At 44.6% G+C, this 26910-nt stretch carries 17 protein-coding genes, 1 tRNA gene, 2 rRNA genes and 1 pseudogene; 7 read left to right on the top strand and 14 right to left on the bottom strand.

All coding sequences use genetic code 11. The features are described from left to right. The first annotated feature begins 15 nt into the window (after positions 1–15). Positions 16–690 (top strand): histidine phosphatase family protein, encoded by a 675-nt coding sequence (locus LP667_RS12075; protein ID WP_021730924.1) that lies wholly within the window; start codon positions 16–18, stop codon positions 688–690. Here the strand turns inward: LP667_RS12075 and LP667_RS12080 are convergent. Further along, entirely contained in the window at positions 674–1162 is a 489-nt protein-coding gene (locus LP667_RS12080) for a hypothetical protein (protein ID WP_021730923.1), read from the bottom strand. The genes LP667_RS12075 and LP667_RS12080 overlap by 17 nt on opposite strands. Before the next feature lie 186 nt (positions 1163–1348). Then, complete coding sequence (locus tag LP667_RS12085; RefSeq protein WP_021730922.1) at positions 1349–2179, bottom strand: HAD family hydrolase; 831 nt, start codon at positions 2177–2179, stop codon at positions 1349–1351. A 544-nt stretch (positions 2180–2723) separates the two neighbouring features. On the opposite strand from LP667_RS12085, the gene LP667_RS12090 reads away from it, so the two are divergent. Both LP667_RS12090 and LP667_RS12095 read left to right on the top strand, forming a co-directional pair. Continuing rightward, positions 2724–3743: a ketopantoate reductase family protein gene (locus LP667_RS12090; protein WP_021730921.1), complete on the top strand. Its 1020-nt coding sequence runs from the start codon at positions 2724–2726 to the stop codon at positions 3741–3743. Between the two features lie 73 nt (positions 3744–3816). Beyond that, a complete protein-coding gene (locus tag LP667_RS12095; RefSeq protein ID WP_021730920.1) occupies positions 3817–4743 on the top strand; it encodes a DMT family transporter in 927 nt (308 codons plus the stop codon). A 113-nt stretch (positions 4744–4856) separates the two neighbouring features. Here LP667_RS12095 and LP667_RS12100 read toward each other — a convergent pair whose 3' ends face one another. The 3 genes from LP667_RS12100 to LP667_RS12110 all read right to left on the bottom strand — a co-directional run bounded on the left by LP667_RS12100 (position 4857) and on the right by LP667_RS12110 (position 9392). Continuing rightward, positions 4857–5807 (bottom strand): phosphoglycerate dehydrogenase, encoded by a 951-nt coding sequence (locus LP667_RS12100; RefSeq protein WP_021730919.1) that lies wholly within the window; start codon positions 5805–5807, stop codon positions 4857–4859. 494 nt (positions 5808–6301) lie between these two features. After that, a complete protein-coding gene (locus tag LP667_RS12105; RefSeq protein WP_021730918.1) occupies positions 6302–6874 on the bottom strand; it encodes an NADPH-dependent F420 reductase in 573 nt (190 codons plus the stop codon). Between the two features lie 415 nt (positions 6875–7289). Beyond that, positions 7290–9392, bottom strand: a complete 2103-nt coding sequence (locus tag LP667_RS12110) for a hypothetical protein (protein WP_225420539.1) — start codon at positions 9390–9392, stop codon at positions 7290–7292. 232 nt (positions 9393–9624) lie between these two features. On the opposite strand from LP667_RS12110, the gene LP667_RS12115 reads away from it, so the two are divergent. Further along, complete coding sequence (locus tag LP667_RS12115) at positions 9625–10071, top strand: flavodoxin (protein ID WP_021730916.1); 447 nt, start codon at positions 9625–9627, stop codon at positions 10069–10071. Between the two features lie 84 nt (positions 10072–10155). On the opposite strand, the gene LP667_RS12120 is transcribed toward LP667_RS12115, so the two are convergent. The 4 genes from LP667_RS12120 to LP667_RS12135 form a co-directional block, all read right to left on the bottom strand. Further along, positions 10156–13173 (bottom strand): bacterial Ig-like domain-containing protein, encoded by a 3018-nt coding sequence (locus LP667_RS12120; RefSeq protein ID WP_056988467.1) that lies wholly within the window; start codon positions 13171–13173, stop codon positions 10156–10158. A 21-nt stretch (positions 13174–13194) separates the two neighbouring features. Further along, entirely contained in the window at positions 13195–15906 is a 2712-nt protein-coding gene (locus LP667_RS12125) for a BspA family leucine-rich repeat surface protein (RefSeq protein ID WP_420889416.1), read from the bottom strand. A gap of 515 nt (positions 15907–16421) precedes the next feature. Further along, the gene (locus LP667_RS12130; RefSeq protein ID WP_033609340.1) at positions 16422–16643 is read right to left on the bottom strand and encodes a hypothetical protein; all 222 of its coding nucleotides are present in this window, start codon (positions 16641–16643) and stop codon (positions 16422–16424) included. 5 nt (positions 16644–16648) lie between these two features. After that, on the bottom strand, positions 16649–17422 hold the full coding sequence (locus LP667_RS12135) for a type I 3-dehydroquinate dehydratase (RefSeq protein WP_056988470.1): 774 nt from the start codon (positions 17420–17422) through the stop codon (positions 16649–16651). A 196-nt stretch (positions 17423–17618) separates the two neighbouring features. Between LP667_RS12135 and LP667_RS12140 the strand changes: the two genes are divergently transcribed. Together LP667_RS12140 and LP667_RS12145 are read left to right on the top strand one after the other, a co-directional pair. Next, positions 17619–19052, top strand: a complete 1434-nt coding sequence (locus LP667_RS12140; RefSeq protein ID WP_056988465.1) for an amino acid permease — start codon at positions 17619–17621, stop codon at positions 19050–19052. Between the two features lie 758 nt (positions 19053–19810). Then, positions 19811–20266: a MarR family winged helix-turn-helix transcriptional regulator gene (locus LP667_RS12145; RefSeq protein WP_021730911.1), complete on the top strand. Its 456-nt coding sequence runs from the start codon at positions 19811–19813 to the stop codon at positions 20264–20266. A 252-nt stretch (positions 20267–20518) separates the two neighbouring features. On the opposite strand, the pseudogene LP667_RS12150 reads toward LP667_RS12145, so the two are convergent. Beyond that, positions 20519–21389 (bottom strand): annotated as a pseudogene (locus tag LP667_RS12150) (aldo/keto reductase). Positions 21390–21406: 17 nt separating this feature from the next. Beyond that, positions 21407–22270, bottom strand: a complete 864-nt coding sequence (locus tag LP667_RS12155; RefSeq protein ID WP_021730908.1) for an aldo/keto reductase — start codon at positions 22268–22270, stop codon at positions 21407–21409. A 121-nt stretch (positions 22271–22391) separates the two neighbouring features. On the opposite strand from LP667_RS12155, the gene LP667_RS12160 reads away from it, so the two are divergent. Beyond that, the gene (locus LP667_RS12160; protein ID WP_021730907.1) at positions 22392–23291 is read left to right on the top strand and encodes a LysR family transcriptional regulator; all 900 of its coding nucleotides are present in this window, start codon (positions 22392–22394) and stop codon (positions 23289–23291) included. 261 nt (positions 23292–23552) lie between these two features. Here LP667_RS12160 and LP667_RS12165 read toward each other — a convergent pair. The 3 genes from LP667_RS12165 to LP667_RS12175 form a co-directional block, all read right to left on the bottom strand. Then, positions 23553–23625: transfer RNA gene (locus LP667_RS12165), tRNA-Thr, on the bottom strand. A gap of 101 nt (positions 23626–23726) precedes the next feature. Next, positions 23727–23843 (bottom strand): 5S ribosomal RNA (gene rrf / locus LP667_RS12170). Positions 23844–23914: 71 nt separating this feature from the next. After that, positions 23915–26835: ribosomal RNA gene (locus LP667_RS12175) — 23S ribosomal RNA — on the bottom strand. Positions 26836–26910 lie beyond the last annotated feature (75 nt).

The following is a 26910-nucleotide window of genomic DNA, read 5'->3' on the forward strand; positions in this document are numbered from 1 at the left end:
ATGGGAGGGTTAGTGATGACAACGATTCATTTATACTTAGTTCGCCACGGACAAACTAAACTTAATGCTGCGGGCCGGCTACAAGGCATTTATGACTCAGAACTTACCCATAACGGCGTTCGTTCTGCCGAGCGGTTAGCGCGGATGCTAGCTGATGTTCATTTTGATGCTGCTTACGTCAGTGATCTGGGCCGCGCTCAACAAACGAGTCGCATTATCACCGCACACCATCCTGAAATAAAAAAGCCGACGATCGACGTCGGCTTACGTGAATTTAACTTTGGTGGTCTTGAAGGCACTAAAAACATGTGGATCGTTAATCAAGTTCGAAAACAACTGGGCATTGGAACGTTTGTTAAACTGATGTTAAGTCGAGAACGCTTTGCAACCCTACTCTGGGTGTTTAATTCACTCGATCAGACGCGCGCTGCTGAAACCTTAGTCGGTGTCACTGACCGAATCAGCCGTACTCTCCGCCGAATCTGTTTATACGAATCACAAAACAATGATCACGACAAAAATATTCTGATTGTTTCCCATGGTCTGGTGCTCAGCGCATTTCTATATCAGATCAGTCCTCGTGAACTCCCCACGCGTCTCCTCAAAAACACTAGTGTTAGTCGCGTCGATTACCAGGATCGTCAATTTAAGTTGATCGACATTAACATCACGCCTAAGAAACGGGCCTAGTTGTTTCCAAACTGACAGCTTGCGTCGTACAGCTTGGAAATTGAAGTCGCGCTTGAATACCAAAGAAAGCTTTGATCTTTCGTTGGAGTTCCTGCCCCGTCGCATGCACCGTTGCTTCATTAGCAGCTTTGTCGCCAATTACAATTAAGATCCGACTGCTTTTACTATCCAAATTAGGGGCTAGTGGCATCGCCGGACTAGCTAACAAACTAGTACCCATTACCGTTACTTGTAACTGCACTTGATCGGTCCCTAGTGCATTCATGTCCCACGCGTTAATATTCACGGGATGACGCGCATGAATCAGCTGAATCAAGTCAGCCAATGCACTTTGCGGCTGGGCCACGGGAATCTGCTGAGTCGTTAATTGTTTTTCAATTGCCGGGTTCAGCTCACGGTTATCAAGGTTGGTCATCGACAAAATGGCTAGCGGAATCTCCGCGGTGGTCGTCGGTAAAATTTCAATTTTCAACAGTTATCACTTCCTAAAAACACTTCAATACTAAGTGTGCCAAATTTGACGTAAAAGTCAATCATCACCACTTAAGTCATAGCGAAATTTTAATAATACCACAAAAACGATTCCCTTAACACTCAGGAATCGCTTTTAATATGTGTTATCACAACCACAGCAGGCTATCCTGTAAGTTGACCTTACTTAATTAGTCGTTAACGGATGCGCAGCAAAATATTTTTCTAAGAATAAGGCTAACCCATCATTGTAATTCGTATCGGTCACATAGTTAGCAACCTTCTTAACTTGTGGTAAGGCATTCCCCATCGCTACTGATAGATCAGCTTCTGCCATCATGCCAACATCATTCAAGCCATCACCAAAGACAAACGTATGGGCAGCATCAATATGTTGCTCACGCTGAATTTGTTTGACCGCCGTCCCCTTATCAGTGTTGAGGGGAATCATTTCAATATTGTTCGGATTAGATGATGATAATCGCAATAATTTACTATTTGTTAATTTTTCACGGGCAGAATCTAACCGTGACATGTCTTCACGACTGAGAATCACCCCATTGGTAATCTGATCTTCAATCGTCGCTAACTGGGTAAAACTCTTCACTTCCTCGTAGCCGATCGAAACTTCATCCGCATCAAAGTTAGCCGCATTCCGCGCCACAAACCTAGGAATCTGCTCCGTATAATAGGCCATATCCGGGGTAAATAGCATCATCGGTAAGTTGTCACGACGAGCAATCAGATAAGCAAGCTCAACTGCAGCCCCTCCCAGCTTAGTAATTTCACGCCCCTGAGTACCATCAAAAACCGCACCATTAGATGTGACTAACCGGACATCCGAATTTAATTTATTCCGGACAATTTTCGCAAGCTCGTACATGCGCCCCGTTGCAATATAAAATAATACATCTTGTTTCTGTAACCGTTCGATCGTTGCTCGAGTTCGCTCCGAGACATATTGATGGTCGGTTAATAACGTACCGTCAATGTCCATAAAGACTAAGTATTTTGGCATAGTTGAACTCCTCCTACGTATTTACACCTACAATTGTACGCTATTCCACCTCGGAATGGAAATCGCTTTCAAAAATAATTGTGCCACCGCATTCTGATTCAATATTTCTGAACAATCTTAACTTTGGGGCCCACTCAACACTTAAACAATCGCCTAATCACTTTAAATAATAACGTTTTTAATTAGCAACTTGACTTTCTGGCGTAGCACCATTAAATTAGAAAACAATTAATAAATGATGATAAAAAGCGTTGAACAGTTCAGTAGTGGCCAATTGTTAGCCCTAGCGAGTCTGAGATGGTGCAAGCAGACCTAACCACGGTATCACGAATATCGACTGTGAGTGTCCGGGTAAAATCAAAGTAACCTGGGCTGGTTAACACCCATTATCGTGTGACACATCTTAATCATGTGCTCAAGGTCAGGAATGTAAATTGCTGATGAATACCGGTGGTAACCCGCGCTCGCGTCCGGCAGACTAGTTAGTCTGCCGGGCGTTTTATCTTTATTTATTAATAAATCATTTTAAAGGATGGTCATACATATGCATTTTACAGTTCTCGGCGCAGGCGCCATGGGATTACGTTACGGTGTGTTATTACAAGAAGCAGGCAATCAAGTTGATTTTGTGGATACTTGGCAACCAAATATTGATCAAATTAAGCATCAAGGTGGCGTTTACGTGGCCCGCGACCACCAGAATCGACACTTAGTTCCCGTCAAAGTCTCAACTCCCGAAGATTATCACGATGATCCCGACGTCTGGGTCGTTTTTACCAAACAGATGCAACTAACCGATTTTTTAACTCGTACCGCGCACGCTTTTAACGGCCACCAATACGTATTGACCTGCATGAATGGCATGGGCCACGTTGAAAAGTTATTGCATTACTTCAAACCCGAAAAATTGTTAGCAGGAACGGCCTTAGTTGCAACGGTCTTAAACGGCCCCGGTGATGTCGATTTTATTGGTGCTCGCGGGGCTGGTACGATGAACCTTGCTAACTACACCGAGCAACCTGACGAAATGACGCATAAAATCGTCACGGAATTAGACAAATGTCAGTTTCATCCCAACTTGACTACTAATTTTCGCGGAACACTGCTTGCAAAAGTGGTTTTTAATTCCGTGGTCAACACGCTCTGTACCCTCTTTGAAATTACGATGGGCGAATTCGCCGCTTATCCAGGAGCTGATGAACTGAGTCGGCAACTGATTGATGAGGCCTATGATGTCTGCGAGCGTGATGGCGTCACCATGTTGAACACGCGCGCTGAAGAACTTGCCTCAGTTAACTATGTCAGCAAAGTCGCCAACCCATTGCACTACCCTTCAATGTATCAAGATATGTCTCATAACCGGCCAACCGAGGTCGATTATATCAATGGCTACCTCGTCAAACTTGGTCAAAAGTACCATTACCAGGCAAAAACACACGCGTTCTTAACACACCTTGTTCACTTAGCTGAAACCACCCGTCAAACCAGCGCCGCAACTGAACACACTACTGAACAAAGTGCTCAGGACGCGACCGAACAGGCTAGTCAACAAGCAAGCGCATAACCAATCCCCACTTTCTTAGTAAAATCATGTACAATGGAAGTTAAGTTGATTTTACTGAAGGAGGCGGTAGGCCATGCAATTCAGTCGGGAATTTAAAGGAATCTTTCTCGCCAGTATCAGTGCGACCTTTTGGGGGATCTCGGGTGCCGTGGCACAGACGCTTTTTGATACGACCGATATTAATTCAATTTGGCTGACCGGTATCCGCATGCTGGGAGCCGGGATTGCATTATTACTAGTCAGTTTGGTGACTCACGTTGACTTGTGGTCAATCTGGCGGCAACCACGCGACTTATTACAAATCGGTGCTTACACGTTGCTGGGGTTGATGCCAGTGCAATTCACTTACTTCTTGGCTGTAGAAGCGAGCAATGCGGCTACTGGTACTATTTTACAATTTATGGGTCCCGTGTTCATCGCATTATGGATGTTAGTGGCTCATCGCCAATTACCAACACGAGCAGAAGGGCTGGCAATTGTTTGTGCCTTGCTCGGCTCATTCCTACTGGTGACCCATGGCAATCCGAGTACCTTAGTGATCTCCGTCTGGGCATTAATCTGGGGATTATTATCTGGGGTTTCATCTGCAACCAACACGTTACTCCCAACCAAGTTGCTCACTAAGTACGATCCGATGACCGTCAACACATGGTCGATGTTACTAGGAGGAATCTTATTCAATATGGTTCAGCCATTTTGGTCGATCCATATTCCACTGACCCTCTTAAATATTAGTAAGCTGAGCTTTGTCGTACTTTTCGGTACCTTGTTAGCATTCCTGTTTTTCTTGCAAAGCTTACAATATATTCGCCCCACCGTTGTCAGCTTACTAGATGCCTTCGAACCTTTATCAGCCACCATCATTGCAGTGGCTTTGCTAGGTGTCAGCTTCGGTTGGCTTGATATTATTGGCAGTATTCTAATCATTAGTACCGTCTTTATTTTGGCTGTTGGCCAAGGTCCTAACGACCGCACTGCCGAGAATTTCAAACAGCCCTAATGAAGTTAACGACAACTCAAGACATGAAAAATCCGGTTATGACCAAGTCTGTAAACACTTAGTCACAACCGGATTTTTTGTCTCTACAACGTTCTAGTCATCAATGGCACAAATTAGTACCCACGATTTAGATCCACTTGATTACGTACTAACGTGCCATCTTTGACAAACTGAGCAAAGTTAGCCGCAAAAATTGGGAAAACCGTCGCCCGAAAATGAGCAATTTGTCCTGAAATATGTGGGGTAATCAAGACATCATCACGTTGCCATAAAGGATGGTCAGCTGGCAAAGGTTCTGGTTCAGTAACATCTAGTGCAGCCATACTCAATTGCTGATTATCTAGCGCCATCATTAAAGCTGCCGTATCAACAGCGGGCCCCCGACCAATATTAATTAATATTGGTCGCTGCTTAGTCTGCTTAAATAAATCGGTACTGAACAAATGATGTGTCGTGGGTGTTAGCGGCAAGGCATTGACAATAAAGTTGGCAGTTGCCAGTGCGGCCGCTGTAGCCGTAAATGCTACCGTTTCATGAAAATGCTCAGCTGGATGTCCAGTAGTATTGACCCCCACCACGTGCATACCGAGCGCACTAGCCTTGGCTGCTAGCGATTGACCAATTTGGCCCGTTCCATAAATCAATAACTGTTGTCCAGTCAAGGTTGACGTGGTTATCGGCAACTGCCATTGCCGCGTCCCACGCTGGTTCAACCAGGCAGCATGGTAGCCACGAACGACTGTTAACATAGCCGCTAACACTGATTCACTAATAGCATCCGCGTGAATACCGCTTGTATTAGCAACGATGACCCCCGCTGCTTGTAAGTCCTTCAGCGGTAAGTAATCAACCCCCGCCGAGATGACTTGGACAAATTTTAGATGATTACTGGGCTGAGCTAATAACGTTTTTAGCAAAGGATGATTTCCATACATGACCTCGATTTGACCGTAATCAGCCGGTGTGACAGCATCTGCATCTTTAAAAATCCAATCCGGATAAGTCGCTTGTAACTGTTGGCGCTGCTCTGGTTTGGTCGCTTGGGCCATTACTACCATTGGCATAATATATTACCCCTTTTCTACTTTATTCATGCTTTCATCATACCACTACCACTCATTTGACCCGTAATGATTAACATGCCGCCCGCTCCCAATCACAGGAAAAGTACCTGTGAACGATCCAATACGCGTTGTACTTGTTAATCATGATTCATACTGAATAATAATTAACAATGTATATCCAATGCCCCTCGCTTAGCACTAATTACTTTTAGAAGGCTTGTTATTGAAATGCGTGTCGCCAGTAACACTTTAGTGGCATCATTTAGTCGCTGCTTCTGACTGAAAGACCGTATCGAACGTACTAACAATTTCGACTAACACGTACTTTTCCATCAGTCCTAGGGTAGCGACTCTTGAGCATGGAATTTGGTATGTTTTACAGCAATTACAGCTTGTACCCAAATATCAACCGATACAAAAAACAGCACTCGAAATAAAATTTTCAAGCACTGCTTACGACAACGTCCAATTAATAGACTATGAAAATGATCTGATTATTCAATGACAGCCAAGCCACCGGTCCAGCCAATCTGCTCGCTTGCCGCTAACGTCATTTGTAAAAAGCCCACCGCTTCTAACTCATGCGCACGCTTCAACTTACCAGCATCCTTCACTTGTAACGGACTGTTGGCCAAAGCCTGAATTAATTGTTGTTTGGCAGCATCATCATCACCCGCCACCAGCACGGTCGTTGGGGCTTGACCATTGACCTGACCACTCTGGAGTGTCGCGGCAAAGTTGGTGTTAAAGGCTTTGAGCACTTGACTAGCTGGTAGTTGCTGCTGTAGTTCTTGCGCAGCTGAACTATCATCTGGTACAACCAGTTCGTCCCACGTATCAAAGTTCAAGGGGTTCGTAATGTCAATCACAATCTTCCCTTTAAGCTGGGTCGCATAGTGCTTGGCTAGCACTGCCAAAGCGGGATAAGGCACTGCCGTGATCACAATATCACCAAATAGTGTTGCTTGGTCCTTAGAACCATAATAAGTCACTTCATTACCAGCCACTTCAAAATTATGGCCAATTGCTTGTCCCATATTTCCTTTACCAAAAATTGTAATTGTCATGTCCTTACACTCCTCATATATCGATTATAAATAATTTTATAATTACATTTTAGCATTGATTAGCCATTAGCGTCATTATCGTGCTCTTAAGAATCCACCATCTATAATAGTGGTTAGCAACGTATCAAAGGCCCCCGGTTGAATACATTCGTTGCCACAGCTGACAAGTTGTAGCAGCTATGACTGATAGCTAAACTTACCCTGAGCATTCCAAAAGGGGAGACCCAACTTTACATCATTAACGACCAAAGATTGGGACAAAATTAAAAGTGTTCAATCTCTTAAGAAAAGACTACTTCTCAAGAAACTAAACACAATTTTTCTATCAATATTGTCGAAACGTGTGCCAAAAGGTTACTTGGCCCACTCTCGGGTGCTGACTTTTTTAATTATCCACTTCATTAAGCAGTAACGATTAATTGGCGCTCGCGGTATCACCATAACTAGCACTAGAAGCCGTGGTATCCCCAGTTGTTGAAGACGTTGTATCACTATAACTAGTCGTTGAGCTACTATCCGTTGCACTGTAGCTGTAGCTAGGCGTGCTAGCGCTCGTCTCAGTTGAACTGGTGTCCGTATCGTTGCTATAACTATACGTCGTTGAGGAACTACTATCAGCGCTACTTTCACTATATAGCGAAGATGATGAGCTCGATGATGATTCTGGTTCACTATAACTGTACGTACTAGAACTTGAGGATGAAGCCGTCGTCTTATTCGCTTTAGCTAACTTTTTACGATCCGCAATCAACTTACGATAATCATTATCAGCTAACTGCGACTTTTTGCGATAAGCTTTCAGATTAGCAAGCACTTTATCGACCGTTGTTGACGGCGTCGAAGCCTTGAGTTTATTCTTCTTGTTATATAATTTCTGGAAGGCAGTGTCATAACTCACTACTTTTTTAACGGTTGTCCCCGTCGTCTTGAACAGTTTGTCGTACTTCTTAGCAAAGTACGGCTTGCTACTAGTCAAACCGGTCGTCGTCAACCGTTGCTGATTCTTAGTAACGGTATCCATTGTGACGTCAGCCTTGAGCAAGCCCTTAGCATTACGCAAATCTTGATAACTAGTCCGAACGGTCAGCATCTTAGCTGCCGTATCGTGTTGCTTCTGCAAACTCGTTTTTTCGCTAGAGTCTTTCATGTTATCAATATTATTTTGCAACTTAGTCAACGTCGCATTGGATGCGCTCGTACGTAAGTCACGTTGTGCCGATGACGTATAAACCTGACTCACAATTTTTTCAGCATTCGTCCGAGCATCAGCCTGAGTCGCTTGACCATGGTTCCACATGAAGAAGGCCCCACCAGCAGCGACAACTAAAATAGCCACTCCCGCTAACATCAATTTCCAATTATAACGCCGGGGTTGCTTCTTAAGATGCGGATTTTTCACACCTGCTTCTAACTCAGAAAAGTCACGTTCATCATCAGTCGGCTCATCACTAGAACCCCGTTGCTCTCCATGACGCGCTACTCTTGACATGGTTGGCTTATCAGGCTGTTTGCCCCCATTAGGTTGTTGATCACCATAGAGTTCTTCTCGCGATAACGGTAATTCTGGTTGCGAGTCATCAACAGCTTGTTCTGTTCCTTTAACCGCGATTCGCGGCTGTTGCTTGCGCGCAACTGGCGGAATGTGATCAGCGGGAATCCGTTTTTCAACCTTCTGTTGCTTAGGTGCCGCCGATGTCGGCTTCCTGTTTGCGGTCGCATCAGCCTTGGACACAGCTGACGACGATGTCGTAGCTTGTGATGTCGTAGCCTTTAATGCACCAGATTGAGGCGCTTTAGCTGCTGCAGATTTTGACTGATCAGACGTCGCCTGACTGGCTGCCACTTGACTCGCATGCCGAGCTGTCCGCGTCATTGGTACTTCAGACATGGTCGCAGTAGTCGTTGACTGACTGCTTGCTTGACGCCGAGCCGTCGCTTTAGGCGCACTTGATTGCGCCGTCGTAGTTGTCGATTGCTTGTTAGCACGCTTGTTAGCACGCTTGTTAGGTGCCACTTGTGAGGCTGCTGCGGTCGCCGACTTAGCAGTTGATTGACTGGCCGCTGCCAGATCTTCAGCCGTCGCTGTCTTACCCTGCACTTGTGATGATTTAGGCTTTGCGTGAGTATGCTCTGATTCAGTTGACTTTCCAGCCGCCCCCTTATGCATAATGGCACTAGTTGCTGCCTGTTTAGTGGTCGCACTCGACTGGGTAGCAGATTGAGCCGCAGACTTCTGACTAGTGGCTGCTGAATGGTGTGCTTTTTGAGCGACTTTCTTGGGTTCGATCACCGCGTCAACGGGTTGTTTTTCACTACCGCTATTCGCCGTTGAACGGGGAATATTGACCGTTGATTTTGCTTCAGCTTCGTCTGCCTTCGATGCGGCCGAGTCTTTTAAATCATAGGCCAACGGGATCTGTTCATTATCTTGTTCATCGTTATCATCGTCGGGAATCGGCTCAGTAATTGAATTCCAAAGCCGTTTACCCAAACCTTCTTTTTTGTTTTTTCTAGACAAAACCAACGCTCCTCGCCAATTTATAATTTACATTAGATTCCTGGTTAAGCGCCGACCAAAAATTTTTATCAATTTCGGTAAAATAACCATTAATAGTTAAATTATAGCATGGAATTGGCTACTGAGAAACCACTGGTCAAGCGGATTTGTGAATAACTGACCAATGCCTTAAATTAAGGTTAAAACTCTGCTATAATCGGCTTATCAAGATATTTGAAAGCGAGGAGTTCATATGGCTACTGCGAAAGTTATTTTTGCTACCATTACCGGTAACAACGAAGACGTTGCCGATATTATTACTGAAAAATTCGAAAAACTTGGGGTCGATGTTGTCAAAGAAGAAATCTCGCAAGCCGACGCAACTGAGTTCAACGATGTTGATATTTGTGTTGTCGTCCCTTACACCTACGATGAGGGCGCCCTCCCTGAAGAGGGACTCGACTTCTACGAGGACTTACAGGATTTAGATTTAACCGGCAAGATTTACGGTTGTGCCGGCTCTGGCGATACTTTCTATGATGATGATTATTGCCGTGCTGTTACCGATTTCAGTAACGCGTTGAAGAAGACTGGGGCTAATCAGGGTGCCCCGGACGTCTTCGTTAATCTCGCCCCTGAAGCAGATGATATCAAAGCGCTGGATGCATTTACTGAACAACTCGTTGCTAAAGTTCAATAACCTATTCAAATGACTAAATCGACCGCACTTCGAGATGAGAAGTACGGTCGATTTAGTCGTTTGAATTATTAAGCCACTAACTTACTATCGCTGCTTACGTCGTCCCAACCAGCCGCCAAATAATGTTAGTCCTAAGAGTAACGTTCCCAGCACGCCACCCCGACTTGGCGCCGAACCAGTTTGTGGCAACACAGCTGTCCCTAGTTTAGCCGTAGCGGGTACAATCGATGTTGTGCCTGAATACGACGTGGCCTTGTCAGCCTTTCCTAGTCTACGGTCGTCAATCTCACCGTCCATAGTATTAACCATTTGGTCAGTTGTTGGTACTGAATGTGGCTTGGTTCCAATCAATTGTCCAGATTTCCGGTTATTGGCTTCACTGATAGTCCCAGAATCCGACTTATCAGTTTCAATGGTCGCCAAATCATGACTAGTCTCGTCAGCGGCATCCATCAGATCATTATCAGTGTGCTCCTGACCATGTTCATCAGGTCTTTCTGCTTGACTGGCATTCGCCCCATCGGTATCAGGCCGCTCGACGCGAGCATTCACCGTGATAGTAACTATTTTGCTCAACACCCGACCATTAGCATCCGTATATTGATAAGTCACTTCATAAACACCAACTTTACTAGTATCAACCCTACCGGTGACAGTCAAATCTGCAATAGTTAAAGCATTTCCATTAACGTCCTTTACTAGTAATAAGTTGTCACTAGGTTGCCATTGATCGCCTACCATAACGGTAGAATTTTGAACTTGCAAGTCACTTTGGGACGCGTTCGGCTTAACTGCTTCATCAACGATTACCGTGACCGTCATAGTTGCTGTAACTAACACACCGGTCTGATCCTTGAATTGGTACGTTACTTGATAATCACCTGCCACTGTCCAATCCGGCTGGCCAAGCACTTCGATAGCTGACCATGCCACCGTTTGACCATCACTATTAGTGGCACTTTGAAAATTAGTTTGTGGTTGCCAGGCACTAGTTCCCTGACCATCGGTATGAACTATTACTTGGCTTTGATGCAAATTCAAACTGGCCTTATTTTCTGTAACCGTTACGGTTATCGTCTGGCTTTGATTGCCATAAGTATAAGTAATTTGATAGTCCCCCGGTACAGCGGTATTGACATCACCTGTAACCGTCACATCACTAAAGTCCACCGCCTGTCCATCTTTATCGGTCGCGCTATCAAACGCATCTTGGGCTTGCCAGCTACTACCAGCAGGTAACTCAATATCATGAATATTCAGGCTAGTTTGATCAGCCCGCACAATCACTAATGCCGTTACCGTCTTGCCTGCATACTTAAACGTAACTTGATAAGTTCCCGGTTGTTTCGTATTAACGATATCACCCGATAGTTCTACGGCTTGCTGATTATCGACATATAATGCCTGCACGTCAACTGATTGACCGAATTGATCTGCTAAGCTATCGATACTTTGTGCCCAATTCCAATCAGCACCAACTTCAAGTGTGACATCATGAACATTAAGAATCGCTTGATTAATTTCCCAAATGAATGTTCCAATCGGCGTATTCTCACCACTGTAAAGTGCCACTAACTCAGCGCTAGTTAATCTTTGTTCAGGATTAGCACTGTTCACCCAGTAACCTGTAAATTGATCATTGTTGGGCACATCCGGAAGTCCGACTGAGGATTCCCCCATTGGTGCCAAATTAGTTTTCGGCCCTAAAGTAATTTGTTTAAGATTAGTGCAACCTGTGAACATATTAGCATTGTCCGTAATGTTCTTGAAATCGAGCCCTGACAAATCGATTGCAGTCAATTGAGTGCATCCCTCAAATAATGAGGTGCTCTCTGTAACCTGATCTATTTGGATTTGCGGACTAAGCTTAAGATTGGTTAAATGCTTCATATTCATAAACGCAGCCTCAATATCTTCAAGATCAGTTGTTACCCAATTAGACAAATCCAATTGCGTTAAGCCAGTCTGGTAAAACATGTAACTAGCATTAATCAGGCTTCGAACGTTTAGACTCTCAATGCCAATAATATTAGTTAAATATTCATTGGACGCGAACATATAATCGACATCGGTAACACATCCTGTATCCCATCCAGAGATATTAATCGTCGTTAACTTGCTCGTCCCGGCTCGATTTTCAAACATATAATCCATATCATCAACATGGCCAACCTGCCAACTACTAAGATCAAGTTTTTTTACACTTAAATTATCCAAGAAAAAATAACTTAAATCTGTTGCCGTACTAACATCGATCTTTTCCAATCCTTCATAGTCTTCAACAGCAACTAACCCTGCAAAAAAGGTAGCGCCACATTCAATAATTTTGATTTTATCTAAAATAACAACTTTAACAACCTGTGCTCCCCATGACTTATCTGCCCATGGATTAGTACCTTGTGAATCATAGATTTCCCCACCTTCAAGTACTAGAACACCACTAGCCGCATCATAATGCCACTTAATTCCCTTTGTGTAATTATCCGGTTGCCACGTTCCTTCCATCGCATCACTATCTTCACTTGAGTTATCACTGCGACTATTCGATACATTGAATCGCTCAAATTCACGAGCTGGTACTGTTTTTTCTTCGACCGTCTGTTCATCATCATTGCTTACTCCGGACTCCAGACTGAGTGAATCATCCGCTACTAGTCGTTCATCCTGCTTCTGTTCCATGTCCACATGCTGAGTAATATTTGAATCTTCAGCTGTCAAATCATCCATATCTGTAGGCTGCTTACTAGTTGTACCCGTGTCAGGGGTCACTGGTAATAGAATATTATTGTCCACACTTTCAGATGCTTCGATTTCTTTTTCATTAATGTCATCCTTAGCTTTAATTGAGTCTCCTACATCTTGCTGAATTATAGCTTCATCTTGTTCTGCCGTTGCCGCGAGGTTCTCCTGAACCACTGGTGATTCATCCACACTATTTACAGTCGCTGTCACAATGGAACTAACTTCCACTTTATCGTCACTAACTTCCTGCTCATCGGCCCGACCATTCATTAGCTGCATATTGAGTGCCATTAAAGTGATGCTACCAAATACCCACGCCTTACCACTTTTATACATTTTATAATTTTTCTTTTTTTCCATAATTTCCAAACTCCTCTTTATTTAACCTTGTCGCTGCTTGCTAGTTATAATCCCGATAAAGCTAGTGATTATCAATAATACGGCGCCAACCCAACTTATTCGATTTTGGGGCTCACCAGTCTGTGGTAGTTGGCTCACCACTCTCATCTTAGTGGTACCAGTTGTGGGCTCATCTAATTGAAGACTAGTTTCCTTGGCTCGATGATAACGCGCGTCTGTCAATCCCATACCTTTTTGTTCATACTTAAAATTTTTTTGCTCACTAATTACTTTTCTCAATGGCTGGCTTGAATTAACCGACAAATCATATCGTTGTGCTATCTTTGACTGTCTATCTTGACGATCAATAGTCACGTTCGAACTAGTTAAGCCACTAGCATCATCAGCACTCGCAGTTTGTCCATCTTCTGGTGCTTCTGGCTCACTCGGTGTTTCGGGTTCCACTGGTGCTTCTGGTGCTTCTGGCTCACTTGGTGCTTCCGGTGCTTCCGGTGCTTCCGGTGTTTCTGGTGCTTCCGGTGTTTCTGGTGCTTCCGGTTCAGTCGGTTGCCCCGGTAACGGTGCCTCACCATCGGTACCATTATCAGCACTCGCAACTACCGTGACCGTTGTTACTGCTGTTACCAACTGTCCTGTTAAATCAGTGAACTGATAAACGACCTCATACACCCCAGCTCGCGTCAAATCTAGTTCACCAAGTACTGTCATATCCCGCCAACCAACAGAATGACCATCCGCATCCGTGGCATTGTCAAAATTATCTTGTGCGTGCCACACCGCCGTTCCTGTCTCCTGGTTGATTTCAACGGTGACATCATGTGCATGTAAGCTGAGCTGGCTTTGATTAGCCTTAACTGTGACAGTCACAGTTGTTTCACGGCCGGCATACGTCAAAGTAACGTGATACGTGCCCGGCTTACTCGTATCAACTAGCTCCCCACTCACCGTTACCGCTTGTGGATCAGTACTGAACAAGACACCCGGATCAACAGCCTGGCCATTTTGGTCAACTAACTGGGTCACGTTTTGGGACCAATCCCATTGCTGATTCACAAAGAGGGTACTGTCATTACCAGTAATGGCCGCAGCTGACTTAGTTTCCCAGACAAAAGTAGCCGTTTCAGCTTGGTTTCCTGTATATCTCGCCAATAGTTCGTCACTCGTGAACGTTTGAGAAGCATCAGCCACGTTGACCCATTTACCGGTATACTTGCCATTCTTAGGAATATCTGGTAATCCTACCAAGGGTTGCGTTCCATGCTGACCAAAATCAAGCTCCGGCCCTAGTGTCAATGTTTGCAAGCTTGTCAAACCAGCTAACATTTGCCAGTTTGCCTTGACATTTTGCATATTAAAATGCGATAGATCAAGGGATTTTAGTTTGACGTCATTATTAAACAGGCTATTCATCTTAGTGACATTTGCCACTGTAAATCGCGCCCCAAATTCAATGCCTTCCAAATTGGGCATCTGAGAAAAAGCGCCATCCATTTCAAGCAGACTTGCAGAATCAAAGTTAGCTAGATTCAAATGACCGACACCGCTTCTAGCAAACATATTGGTCATCGTCGTCACGCGACGTGTATCCCAGTCAGTTAACCCATCGATAATTCGAAGTTGATCATTATACTGGAACATGTTTTGCATGTTGGTTACATTGCGTGTATCCCAACCACTGAGATTAAGATAGGTCAGTTCGGTACCCATGAAACTGCCCATAAACATATTCACCATGGTCGAGACATTACCAACGTTCCAAGCACTCAGATCTAACTTTTCCAACGCACTGTTTTCTTTGAACACTGACTGCATATTCGTCACCGCACTTGTATCAAGCCTCTCCAATCCTTCGTACCGGATCACACTGACGAGATCTGCAAACAAACTATTCATGTTAGAACCGGCAATAATTCGATCAGCAATGACGATGCGAGTAATCATTGGCGCCCACGATTTACGACGCCATGGATTATCGCCATAACTATTATTTAATGTCCCACCACTTAACGTCAGGGTCCCAGTGCTCGCATCAAAATGCCAATCAACACCAAAGTTGCCAGACATAGCGTCCTCATCATCCTTAGTGACGTCATGCGCCATTGCTTGGGCAGCACTACGATATTGATTAACGACATCATCGCCATGGGGAAGATTTTGTTCAGAACTAGCAAGTGCCGGTTGGTTAACCATCGACCCGATCTCATTAGGTCTAATTACAGTCACCGGTTCAGCAATCAGTAATTCAGCATCGCCATTTACAAGCGAATCAGTGGCCATTTCTTCATGCGTTAATATTGATTGCCCATGAGCACTTTCTGCTCCCTCAACTTCTGACAAGGAGACGGGACTTTCTTCATTTGCTGTTACTGAGACCGCGTTACTCAATGCAGCCGATGATTCAGCGACCTGATCGCCTTCATCGATAATCGCTTGATCACTAAGCACTGACTGGTTGGCAATCGCCGCAGACTCATCATTAGTGGCAGCAGTGCTATCCCCATTGAAGATAACATTGTTCCTTGCCACCACCGCGTGACACTTAGCTTCAGTTGGCTCGGCGACGTCCGCAACCACACTCTGTTCGGCAACAGGTGTGGCACACTGTTCATCCGCATGCGCAGTTAATAACTGGGTGTGCCACAGTAGCAGTGCCATACTTGCGAATAACCATATCTTTCCATGCTTGTACATCTTATAACGTTTCACTTCTGATTCGCGGTAGTTAATTGTAATTCCCCATTTCTAAAAAGGCTGTCCGACCCAACAATTGATTTCATTAAATAAAGTATTTTCACTATATTTAATTATCGTGTTTAACTAATACACAACTTACAGTTTTTAAATATACCATGGGGTCCTCAGAATGCTCAACTGATTATCACATTTCTAATTAACCTGTTATCAGCCTGATTAACTCAATTATTTATTGTAAAAATATTATTATCGTTTCGCCAATCAAGTAATCGCTCTCATCGCCAAGTCTATCCAGTTTGCCGCGCCATATTTAACTGTTACGGGCTATCCATTCACCATACTGACAATTGCATCGTGCACTGATCGTAAATCATCCCCAATTCGGGCTGACCCTCGCAACGGCAACGCATAAAAAAATGGCCTTAAGAACTTATTATTCTTAAGACCAGTGGCCCCCTATTCTAAAGCCATTACAACTATTCACTGACACCGCCTACATTTGTGCCCACCAAACAATAGTGAGCGCTCAAAGCCATCGTCACTATTAGTAGCATTCATTTAGATCGTCGCTTTATAACGTGTTGCCGTATCACGTTATATACTAACTCGACGATCATAAACAGTACCGTGATTCCCACAATATCAATCAAATAAGACTCCAGACGATAGCCGATTTTTCCAATCCACAAGTCATAAGGCCCTTGAATCAGCAAGAAATAGATGACCAACGTTTCAAGGATCGTCCGAGTATGTCGCCAAAACGATCGCCATTGCATTTGTTTCACACTCCTTCAAGTGGTGACAGCATCTGTAATGCTTGTTTAACTTGACTCACTGCGAGTTGATTCTGATCACCAACGCGCCCAACATGCCCAAAAGCAACCGCCGAACCAGTCAGCTGTCCACAAATACTATTGTAACGACCAAATTTTCCGGTTGCCGTTGCAATAATTGGCACGCTGAGTTGTTGATGCGCCTGTTCAGTGACAGCCATCAACGCCAGGACGACTTGTGCATCTTGCCCTGCCACAGTCACGCGTACCACATCCGCACCGGTTGCAGCTAATTCTTGATAAGTTGTGAGTAGCTCAGCTGGCGTTGCTGTCGTGACCGTCTGACTCGCAATTAGTCGGATCCGATTGACACGCATCTGCTGGGTCAACGTCATAAAATCAGGTTGATTAACCATGGCTAAATCAATATCAACGGCAGCGACGCTCCGATTATTAACCAATGTTTGATAAGTTTGATAATATTCAGCTATATCAGCCGGTCCACTCGCCATTGCAAACATGGCAACCAAAGGAATAGTCCCTAAGACCTGTTGTAATTGAGCCGCCGTATTAACCAATTCGGCGCGGTTATCTAATTCCTGATACGAGTTTAACCGCCACACAACAAGTTGAGCCGCCGAAGTTAAAATCTGACCTGCTTTTCGTAGCAGCTCCTCTCGCGTTGCACCAGTTAAGACGATTCCAATCTTGGGCATCCCCGTCGTTAACGTTAACTCACCAACTGTAACTTCTTTCAAGACCATTCCTGCTTTCATCTTCATTCGGACTACCGAGTCCTGCACCATAATAATTTATTATCTCCTCTTAACAATAGCAAATTTTCGCCGTTTTGACACTCAAAATTCATTTTTTGTTTTGAAATTTAAAGCGCTTTTAATATTAGTTTGTTAATACTGGCATCGCTTCCAGTTTCGATTTACAATTAAGCATACTTTAAGCCCAAAAAGGAGTTACAACATGGAAAACGAAAAGCAGCTTCGCTGGTCCAACATTGCTTTAATTGCGTTCGTGGCGGTCTGGGGCCTTGGTAACGTCGTCAACAACTTTGCGTTACAGGGACTCTCAGTCGTCACTTCTTGGATTCTGATCATGATTATTTACTTTATTCCCTACACCTTGATCGTGGGTCAACTGGGTTCGACCTTTAAGGATGCTGAGGGGGGCGTCTCATCTTGGATTCGTGCAACTAGTACTAAGCGCCTCGCCTATTACGCAGCCTGGACGTATTGGATCGTGCACATTCCGTACTTAGCACAAAAACCCCAAGGGATTCTCATTGCATTTAGTTGGCTGTTCCGCGGTAATGGGAACTTTATCAACACGACCCCCGCGTTAATCGTGCAAGCTATTTGTTTAGTGCTATTCTTGTTCTTCCTCTGGATTGCTTCATTGGGACTAACGACACTGAAACGCATCGGGAGTGTCGCTGGTACGGGGATGTTCATCATGTCGATTTTATTCATCATCTTGGCCGTATCAGCACCATTTATGACCAAGGCGACTGTTCAGACACCGAACATGTTTTCACTCAAGTCCTACTTACCCAAGTTTGACTTTACGTACTTTACGACCGTTTCAATGTTAGTCTTCGCAGTCGGGGGATCTGAAAAGATTTCGCCGTACGTTAACAAGACCAAAAATCCAGGTCGTGAATTTCCATTAGGAATGTTGGTGCTAGCTGGCATGGTCGCCATCTGTGCGTTACTAGGTTCATTTGCGATGGGCATCCTATTTAATTCCAAACACATTCCAGCCGATCTAATGGCTAACGGCGCCTACTATGCATTTCAGCGCTTAGGCGCCTTTTATCACGTTGGAAATTTATTCCTGATTCTTTACGCCATTGCCAATGTGCTTGCCCAAATTTCAGCACTAGCATTCTCAATCGATGCACCATTGAAAATTTTGCTTGGTGATGCTGATCCTGAATTTATCCCCAATAAATTGAGCAAGATGAACAAAAAAGATGTTCCCGTCAATGGTTACATTTTAACCGGGATACTAGTTAGTATCTTAATTATTATCCCAGCATTAGGAATCGGTAACATGAATGAATTATTCAACTGGTTATTAAACTTGAACTCCGTTGTAATGCCAATGCGCTACCTATGGGTCTTTCTTGCTTACATGTTACTCAATAAGCATTTAAAAGAGTTTAAGAGCGATTATAAATTCCTTAAGAACCCTATTGCTGGCCGTTTGGTCGGTGCTTGGTGCTTCCTATTTACGGCATTTGCTTGTATCTTAGGAATGGTTCCTAAGACATCTTACGCTAGCAACCCTAGCAGTTGGCTCTTCCAGCTAACATTAAATATCCTTACACCAATTATTTTTGTTGCCCTAGGCATGATCCTACCAATGATTGCCCGTCGACACCACGCAGACGCCTAATATTGGCAGTTTAAGCAGCCACGCCGTACCATTACTTATTTTATCTTCATAAAGAGCCCATTGATGACGGCGTCGTTCATCAGTGGGCTTTTTATCTGAGCTGCGGTTCTACAAACGATACGCGTTGTGCTCGATCATCGGTCATGAAACTTGATTAAAATTGGCCAATATCTAAGCGCAAGGACAGCCAGCTTAGACCTGCCAGAAAAAGTTCAGATAGTGTAAACTTGCCTGATTTACGTCCTCACCAACTTACAAGTATGTCTGGCAACTTGTCGAGCTATTTTGAGCCACAGCCGACATCTCAAATATTGGCCTGCCACGCTGCAAGACACTACTGTCATCACGTGTTCGGGATCGACTGGGACTGCCGGGACTTGATCCGAACACTCTTGAGACTAGAGGGTCAGGTAGCCAACTAATTCTTAGTGGGCAGTGGCTTTCTCCTAACTTAGAATAAAGCTCATATTTGTAATTGCGTAATGGGGACCGGCGTGAAAGTCGATGTTGAAGTGCTCTATAATTGTCACCCGACCCTAAAAGTCAGACACACTGGCGAACAGAAATCCGGCTGACCGGTGCCTTTAATTATGATTAATATTGAACAAAAACTAGCACAACGCGGAAACGATATTACCCGTTACCATTAATTTCCGGCTCACAATTTAACACTTTTAAATCATTTAGCGGTATGATGCTTATTGAACATAGTCAATCTAAGTTTACCAACCATTCGTCCTTCAAGGAGGTCCTTATTTATGGCTACCGTTGATACTTTCAACGTCTTTTTGAGTGATTACGCCAACGTTTCCCGTTACCTCAATACCCGCTTAAATAAATTATTAACCACCCAACACTTAACCGCTGATACTTTTCTAATCATGCACGAAATTGGTCAAAGTTCGCAACCACTCTTATTAATGGATATTGCCCATCGGCACCGCGTTTCTCGTAGTGCGATTTCACGTCAGATCAGTGTCTTACTTAGCCATCAGTATATTTGTCAACAGGCTAATACCAACGATCGCCGCCAAAAAGGACTCTCCTTGACAGATGCCGGACGTCGACTAGATCAACAACTCATAACGACCATCCAGCAGACCGTGCACCAATGGACTTTGCAATTAGGACAGCCACGCGTTGACACACTACTTAGTATTCTCAATGATTTTAATGATCAAATTATCAATCATGAAGTGCCCACGAGTAATTAAAGTCTAGTTGCCAGTTACAACACTAACAACCGTTTTCCACTCAAGATACCGTTGACTAGTGGAAGCACGCTTCCATTAGTTGCTTAAGCCAGCTAGCAATCGTAGTCAGCAAATTAATTTAACCAAAAAAGGCGACGCCGTGTGAGTCTAGAGATGCTAGAACCACAGGCGTCGTCATATTTTTAACATAATCTCAATATTATGAATTAATTCCCGTCAGCCAGCATAACAAGCGCTCACTGATTTGAAATCTTAATCATCAGCATGAACATCAAAGGCGCCCAACAAGCGCTCCTGAACACCAGGCATATCAGGGTCGTGTTGTCCTTTTCCAGTATCCAAAGTTCGTAACTGTGCCATTTCGGCCGTAGTTAACTCAAAATCAAAAATTTCTTGATTACTCTTGATCCGAGCGCTGTGAATTGATTTAGGAAAAACGATCACACCCTCTTGATGCTCAAATCTGAGGATGATTTGACCAGCATCTTTATGATACTTTGCTGCTAATTGTTGAATGATTGGTTCATTGAACAGGGATTGATTGCCTTGGCCTAAGGGCGCCCATGCCTCCAATTTAACATCTTGAGCTGCTAACAATTGACGTAATGGCCGTTGTTGGAAGTACGGATTAAATTCAACTTGATTGACCGCCGGAATCGTTTCAAATTGCGGCACGAATTTTTGCCAAAGTGTTGGCGTCATGTTAGAGACACCAATTGACCTTAGTTTACCGGCCTTTTGAGCTGCTTCCATCGCCCGCCACGCACCAGGATCATCACCATAAGGTTGGTGAATCAAATACAAGTCAATAGGTCAATCCCAGTTTGGTTAGTGAGCGCTCAATTGCTCGACTAGCAGCTTCATAACCATAGTCTTGCAACCAAAGCTTGCTCGTCACCCAGATTTGTTCACGAGGAATGCCACTATCTTTAATTGCTCGCCCAACTTCATCCTCATTGAAATAAGCAACTGCCGTATCAATATGCCGATAGCCTAATGCCAATGCTTCTTTAACTGCCCGATAAGTTGACCCATCATCTGGAATTTGGAAAGTTCCAAATCCGATTGCTGGAATCGTGTGACCATCATTTAATTGAATTGTTGGAATTACTTCTGTTGACATTAATACCACTCCTTAGTTTATTCATGTAATTGTCGTAAACTGGCACCGAAAATCTGCTCAATTGTCACGGGATCGCGGTGATCAAAAAATTGACTGACACCCAGATCAAGTTCTGCCATTGCCGTCATCTCTAAAGCCGTTAATTCAAAATCAAAAACTGCAATGTTCTCAGCCATGCGTTCAGGATGGACCGATTTAGGAATAACTGTAATCCCACGCTGCAAGAGCCAGCGTAAAATCACTTGTCCAGTTGTTTTACCATGGGCTTGTGCGATGGACTGAATGGTTGGGTGACTAAAAATCGCATGCTTACCTTCCGCAAATGGAGCCCAGGCTTCGACTTGAACATTTTCATGCTGATTAAAGGCGACCTCCTCAGATTGCTGATACCACGGATTAACTTCAATCTGATTAACGACCGGCTGTACTGCCATCGTTAATTCTAAGTTCTTTAGTTGATCGGCATAAAAGTTGGAAACACCAATGGCCCGAATCTTCCCTGCCTGATACGCTTCTTCCAACGCGCGCCAAGCCCCCATCACATCACCATAAGGTTGGTGTAAAAGATATAGATCCATGTAATCTAAACCTAACCGCCGCAATGAATCGTCAATACCTTGTTGAGCCCGCTCATAGGTGAACTCTGACACCCATAATTTTGATGTAATAAACAGTTCATCCCGATTGAGGCCACTTTTTTGAATGGCACGCCCCACCGCAGCTTCATTTTGATAAGCGGTTGCCGTATCAATTAATCGATACCCCGCTCTCAAGGCAGCCGTGACCGCCGCTTCACATTCATCGAGGTTGGGAACTTGGAACACCCCAAACCCTAATTGGGGCATCGTTATACCGTTGTTTAATGTTGTTGTTGGAATCATCTTATATCAGCCTCTCTGTATTTGATTGCAATAACAATCTTACACGCAAACCCAATACTTGAAAATTACCACTTATTCATACTAGTATACATATATTGTATACTAGTATTGGAGGTTTATGATGATTGAGAATTACTTACTAGAAGAATTAATCACGTTTGCTCACGAACACACGCTAGCCAAAACGGCGGTCGCCTTGAACGTTACCCAACCAACGATTACTCGGGGAATGCAGAAATTAGAGACCATGCTTAACGTTCACCTATTTGATCGGCAACCGAATCGAATCACGTTGACGCCGACTGGTCAGTTAGCTGCTCAGGAGGCCGAACTATTATTAGCCCAACAGCGGGCCTTCGTGACCAAAATACAGAATTATGCCCAAAGTTTAGTCACACTGAATGCCGAAACGACCCTTCCAGGTCCACTCGCATTATTGTCATACTTGAAGAAGGCCTTGCCTGACACACTACAGGTGAACCCAGCATTAATTACAATTGATCAGATTACTGACCATCTCATTAATCGACAGGCAAATTTTATTTTCTCTAATCAAGAAATTTTAACAACTGACATTGAATCTCGCTTTATCGGTTCTGAAAATCTAGTAGTTCACCTGCAAAAATTCATGTATCGTGCTAATCAACTTAGTATTACATTTGAAGAACTCCAGGGGATGAGCTTCGTTGTTCTAAGCGCAATTGGTATTTGGAAAGATATTATTCAACAGGCCATTCCTGATGCCAAGTTTTTATATCAACCTCAACGCACAGCTTTTACAGAAATTACTAAGTACTCTGATTTTCCGTACTTCAGTACGAACTTTACAGCATTAGAACGAGAACAACGAATCGACACCAATGATAATGATAACCGCGTCGCCATTCCAATCAGTAATGATCGAGCGCATATGCCAATCTATGTCAATTATCTTGTTAGCAACCGTCAATCGCTGATGCCACTATTCAAACAGTTTGAAGCCGCGTGGCCCACTACCATGAAAAAATCATCTACGCTTTAGGCTTGTCTATTCATAATTGCTATTTTCAATCGAGTCAGTCAAGCTAGTCACATCAGTCTCCACACCAAAAGATCATTTTCTAACTTGAAATCACAATTAAAAAAGATTCCACGCGCCACATTAGATTGTCTAAGCGCGTATGGAATCTTTTTTGCCAAGCTTGTCATGCTTATTAATGTTTCACTTATGTTCATTACTACGGTGCACCGGCCTTTAACACCGATGCTGCTTCGTCACCAATTACTCTCAATCATATTCTGAAGCCGTTTAGCAGATTTGAACTGCCGACCTCTTCCTTACCATGGAAGTGCTCTACCTGCTGAGCTAAAACGGCATTAAGCGACCTTACCAAGTATACCAAAAGCATGTTCAAATTCAAACCGTACTTGTTAACATTCAACAAAAAAAGGAATCGAATTAACGATTCCTTAGGTTGCATGGCAACGTCCTACCCTCGCAGGGAGCGATCCCCCAACTACTCTCGGCGCTAAGAAGCTTAACTTCTGTGTTCGACATGGGAACAGGTGTATCCTTCTCGCCATCGTCACCACACTATTGAGAAACTTGTGCTCTCAAAACTAGCTAATATCAAATAATTTCATATGAACCGGAACACCAATTACTTGGTTAAGTCCTCGACCGATTAGTATTAGTCCGCTTCATGCGTCACCGCACTGCCACTTCTAACCTATCTACCTGATCATCTTTCAGGGGTCTTACTTCCATAAAGGAATGGGAAATCTCATCTCGAGGTGTGTTTCACACTTAGATGCTTTCAGCGTTTATCACATCCATACGTAGCTACCCAGCGATGCGCCTGGCGGCACAACTGGTACACCAGAGGTATGTCCATCCCGGTCCTCTCGTACTAAGGACAGGTCCTCTCAAATTTCCTACGCCCGCGACGGATAGGGACCGAACTGTCTCACGACGTTCTGAACCCAGCTCGCGTACCGCTTTAATGGGCGAACAGCCCAACCCTTGGGACCGACTACAGCCCCAGGATGCGATGAGCCGACATCGAGGTGCCAAACCTCCCCGTCGATGTGGACTCTTGGGGGAGATAAGCCTGTTATCCCCAGGGTAGCTTTTATCCGTTGAGCGATGGCCCTTCCATACGGTACCACCGGATCACTAAGCCCGACTTTCGTCCCTGCTCGACCTGTCTGTCTCGCAGTCAAGCTCCCTTGTGCCTTTACACTCTGCGAATGATTTCCAACCATTCTGAGGGAACCTTTGGGCGCCTCCGTTACTTTTTAGGAGGCGACCGCCCCAGTCAAACTGCCCACCTGACACTGTCTCCCACCACGATTAGTGGTGCGGGTTAGAGTGGTCATACAGCGAGGGTAGTATCCCACCAACGCCTCCACCGAAACTAGCGTTCCGGTTTCTATGGCTCCTACCTATCCTGTACAAGCTGTACAAACACTCAATATCAAGCTACAGTAAAGCTCCATGGGGTCTTTCCGTCCTGTCGCGGGTAGTCCGCATCTTCACGGACAATATAATTTCACCGAGTCTCTCGTTGAGACAGTGCCCAGATCGTTACGCCTTTCGTGCGGGTCGGAACTTACCCGACAAGGAATTTCGCTACCTTAGGACCGTTATAGTTACGGCCGCCGTTTACTGGGGCTTCAATTCTGAGCTTCGCCGAAGCTAACCCATCCTTTTAACCTTCCAGCACCGGGCAGGCGTCAGCCCCTATACGTCATCTTACGATTTTGCAGAGACCTGTGTTTTTGATAAACAGTCGCCTGGGCCTATTCACTGCGGCTGATCTTGCGATCAGCACCCCTTCTCCCGAAGTTACGGGGTCATTTTGCCGAGTTCCTTAACGAGAGTTCACTCGCTCACCTTAGGATTCTCTCCTCGACTACCTGTGTCGGTTTGCGGTACGGGTAGTTAAGTACTCACTAGAAGCTTTTCTCGGCAGTGTGACATCAGACGCTTCGCTACTAAATTTCGCTCCCCATCACAGCTTGTCCTTAAAGTGAAAAGCATTTGACTCTTCACAAGACTTACTGCTTGGACATTCTAATCCAACAGAATGCACATCTTAGCCTCCTGCGTCCCTCCATTGCTCAAACGCACTTAACTAGTACAGGAATCTCAACCTGTTATCCATCGTCTACGCCTCTCGGCCTCGACTTAGGTCCCGACTAACCCTGGGAGGACGAGCCTTCCCCAGGAAACCTTAGTCATTCGGTGGATAGGATTCTCACCTATCTTTCGCTACTCATACCGGCATTCTCACTTCTAAGCGCTCCACAAGTCCTCACGATCTTGCTTCACCGCCCTTAGAACGCTCTCCTATCACGCGACCTAATGGTCGCATCCATGGTTTCGGTAGTATGCTTAGCCCCGGTACATTTTCGGCGCAGGATCACTCGACTAGTGAGCTATTACGCACTCTTTAAATGGTGGCTGCTTCTGAGCCAACATCCTAGTTGTCTATGCAACTCCACATCCTTTTCCACTTAGCATACATTTAGGGACCTTAACTGATGGTCTGGGCTGTTCCCCTTTCGACGGTGGATCTTATCACTCATCGTCTGACTCCCGGATATGAATCAATGGCATTCGGAGTTTATCTGAATTCAGTAACCCAAGACGGGCCCCTAGTCCAAATAGTGCTCTACCTCCATGATCCTAATTCCGAGGCTAGCCCTAAAGCTATTTCGGAGAGAACCAGCTATCTCCAAGTTCGTTTGGAATTTCACCGCTATCCACACCTCATCCCAGCAATTTTCAACTTACACGGGTTCGGTCCTCCAGTGCGTTTTACCGCACCTTCAACCTGGACATGGATAGGTCACCTGGTTTCGGGTCTACAACCTCGTACTCAAAACGCCCATTTCAGACTCGCTTTCGCTACGGCTCCGACTTTTTAGTCTTAACCTTGCACGGGATCATAACTCGCCGGTTCATTCTACAAAAGGCACGCCATCACGCATTAACGCGCTCTGACTTATTGTAGGCACATGGTTTCAGGAACTATTTCACTCCCCTTCCGGGGTGCTTTTCACCTTTCCCTCACGGTACTGGTTCACTATCGGTCACTAGGTAGTATTTAGCCTTGGGAGATGGTCCTCCCGGATTCCGACGGAATTTCACGTGTTCCGCCGTACTCAGGATCCTGAACTGAGAGAACTTGATTTAATCTACTGGGCTATCACCATCTATGGCGGATTTTCCCAAATCCTTCGACTATCAAATTCTTTGGTAACTCAAATGTTCAGTCCTACAACCCCAAAGTGCAAGCACTTTGGTTTGGGCTGTTCCCCGTTCGCTCGCCGCTACTTAGGGAATCGAAATTTCTTTATATTCCTGCTGCTAATGAGATGTTTCAGTTCACAGCGTTTACCTCCAACTAGACTATGAATTCATCTAGTGGTAACAGTTGATTAAAACTGCTGGGTTGCCCCATTCGGAAATCTCCGGATCATAGCTTACGTACAGCTCCCCGAAGCATATCGGTGTTAGTCCCGTCCTTCATCGGCTCCTAGTGCCAAGGCATTCACCATGCGCCCTTGTTAACTTAACCTCATTTACCTAACGGTAAATGCGATTAATGAGTTTAGCGATAATTAAACTTCAATAAAAAACTCAAAAAACGCGG

The organism is Lactiplantibacillus paraplantarum, from assembly GCF_003641145.1.
Taxonomy (GTDB): domain Bacteria; phylum Bacillota; class Bacilli; order Lactobacillales; family Lactobacillaceae; genus Lactiplantibacillus; species Lactiplantibacillus paraplantarum.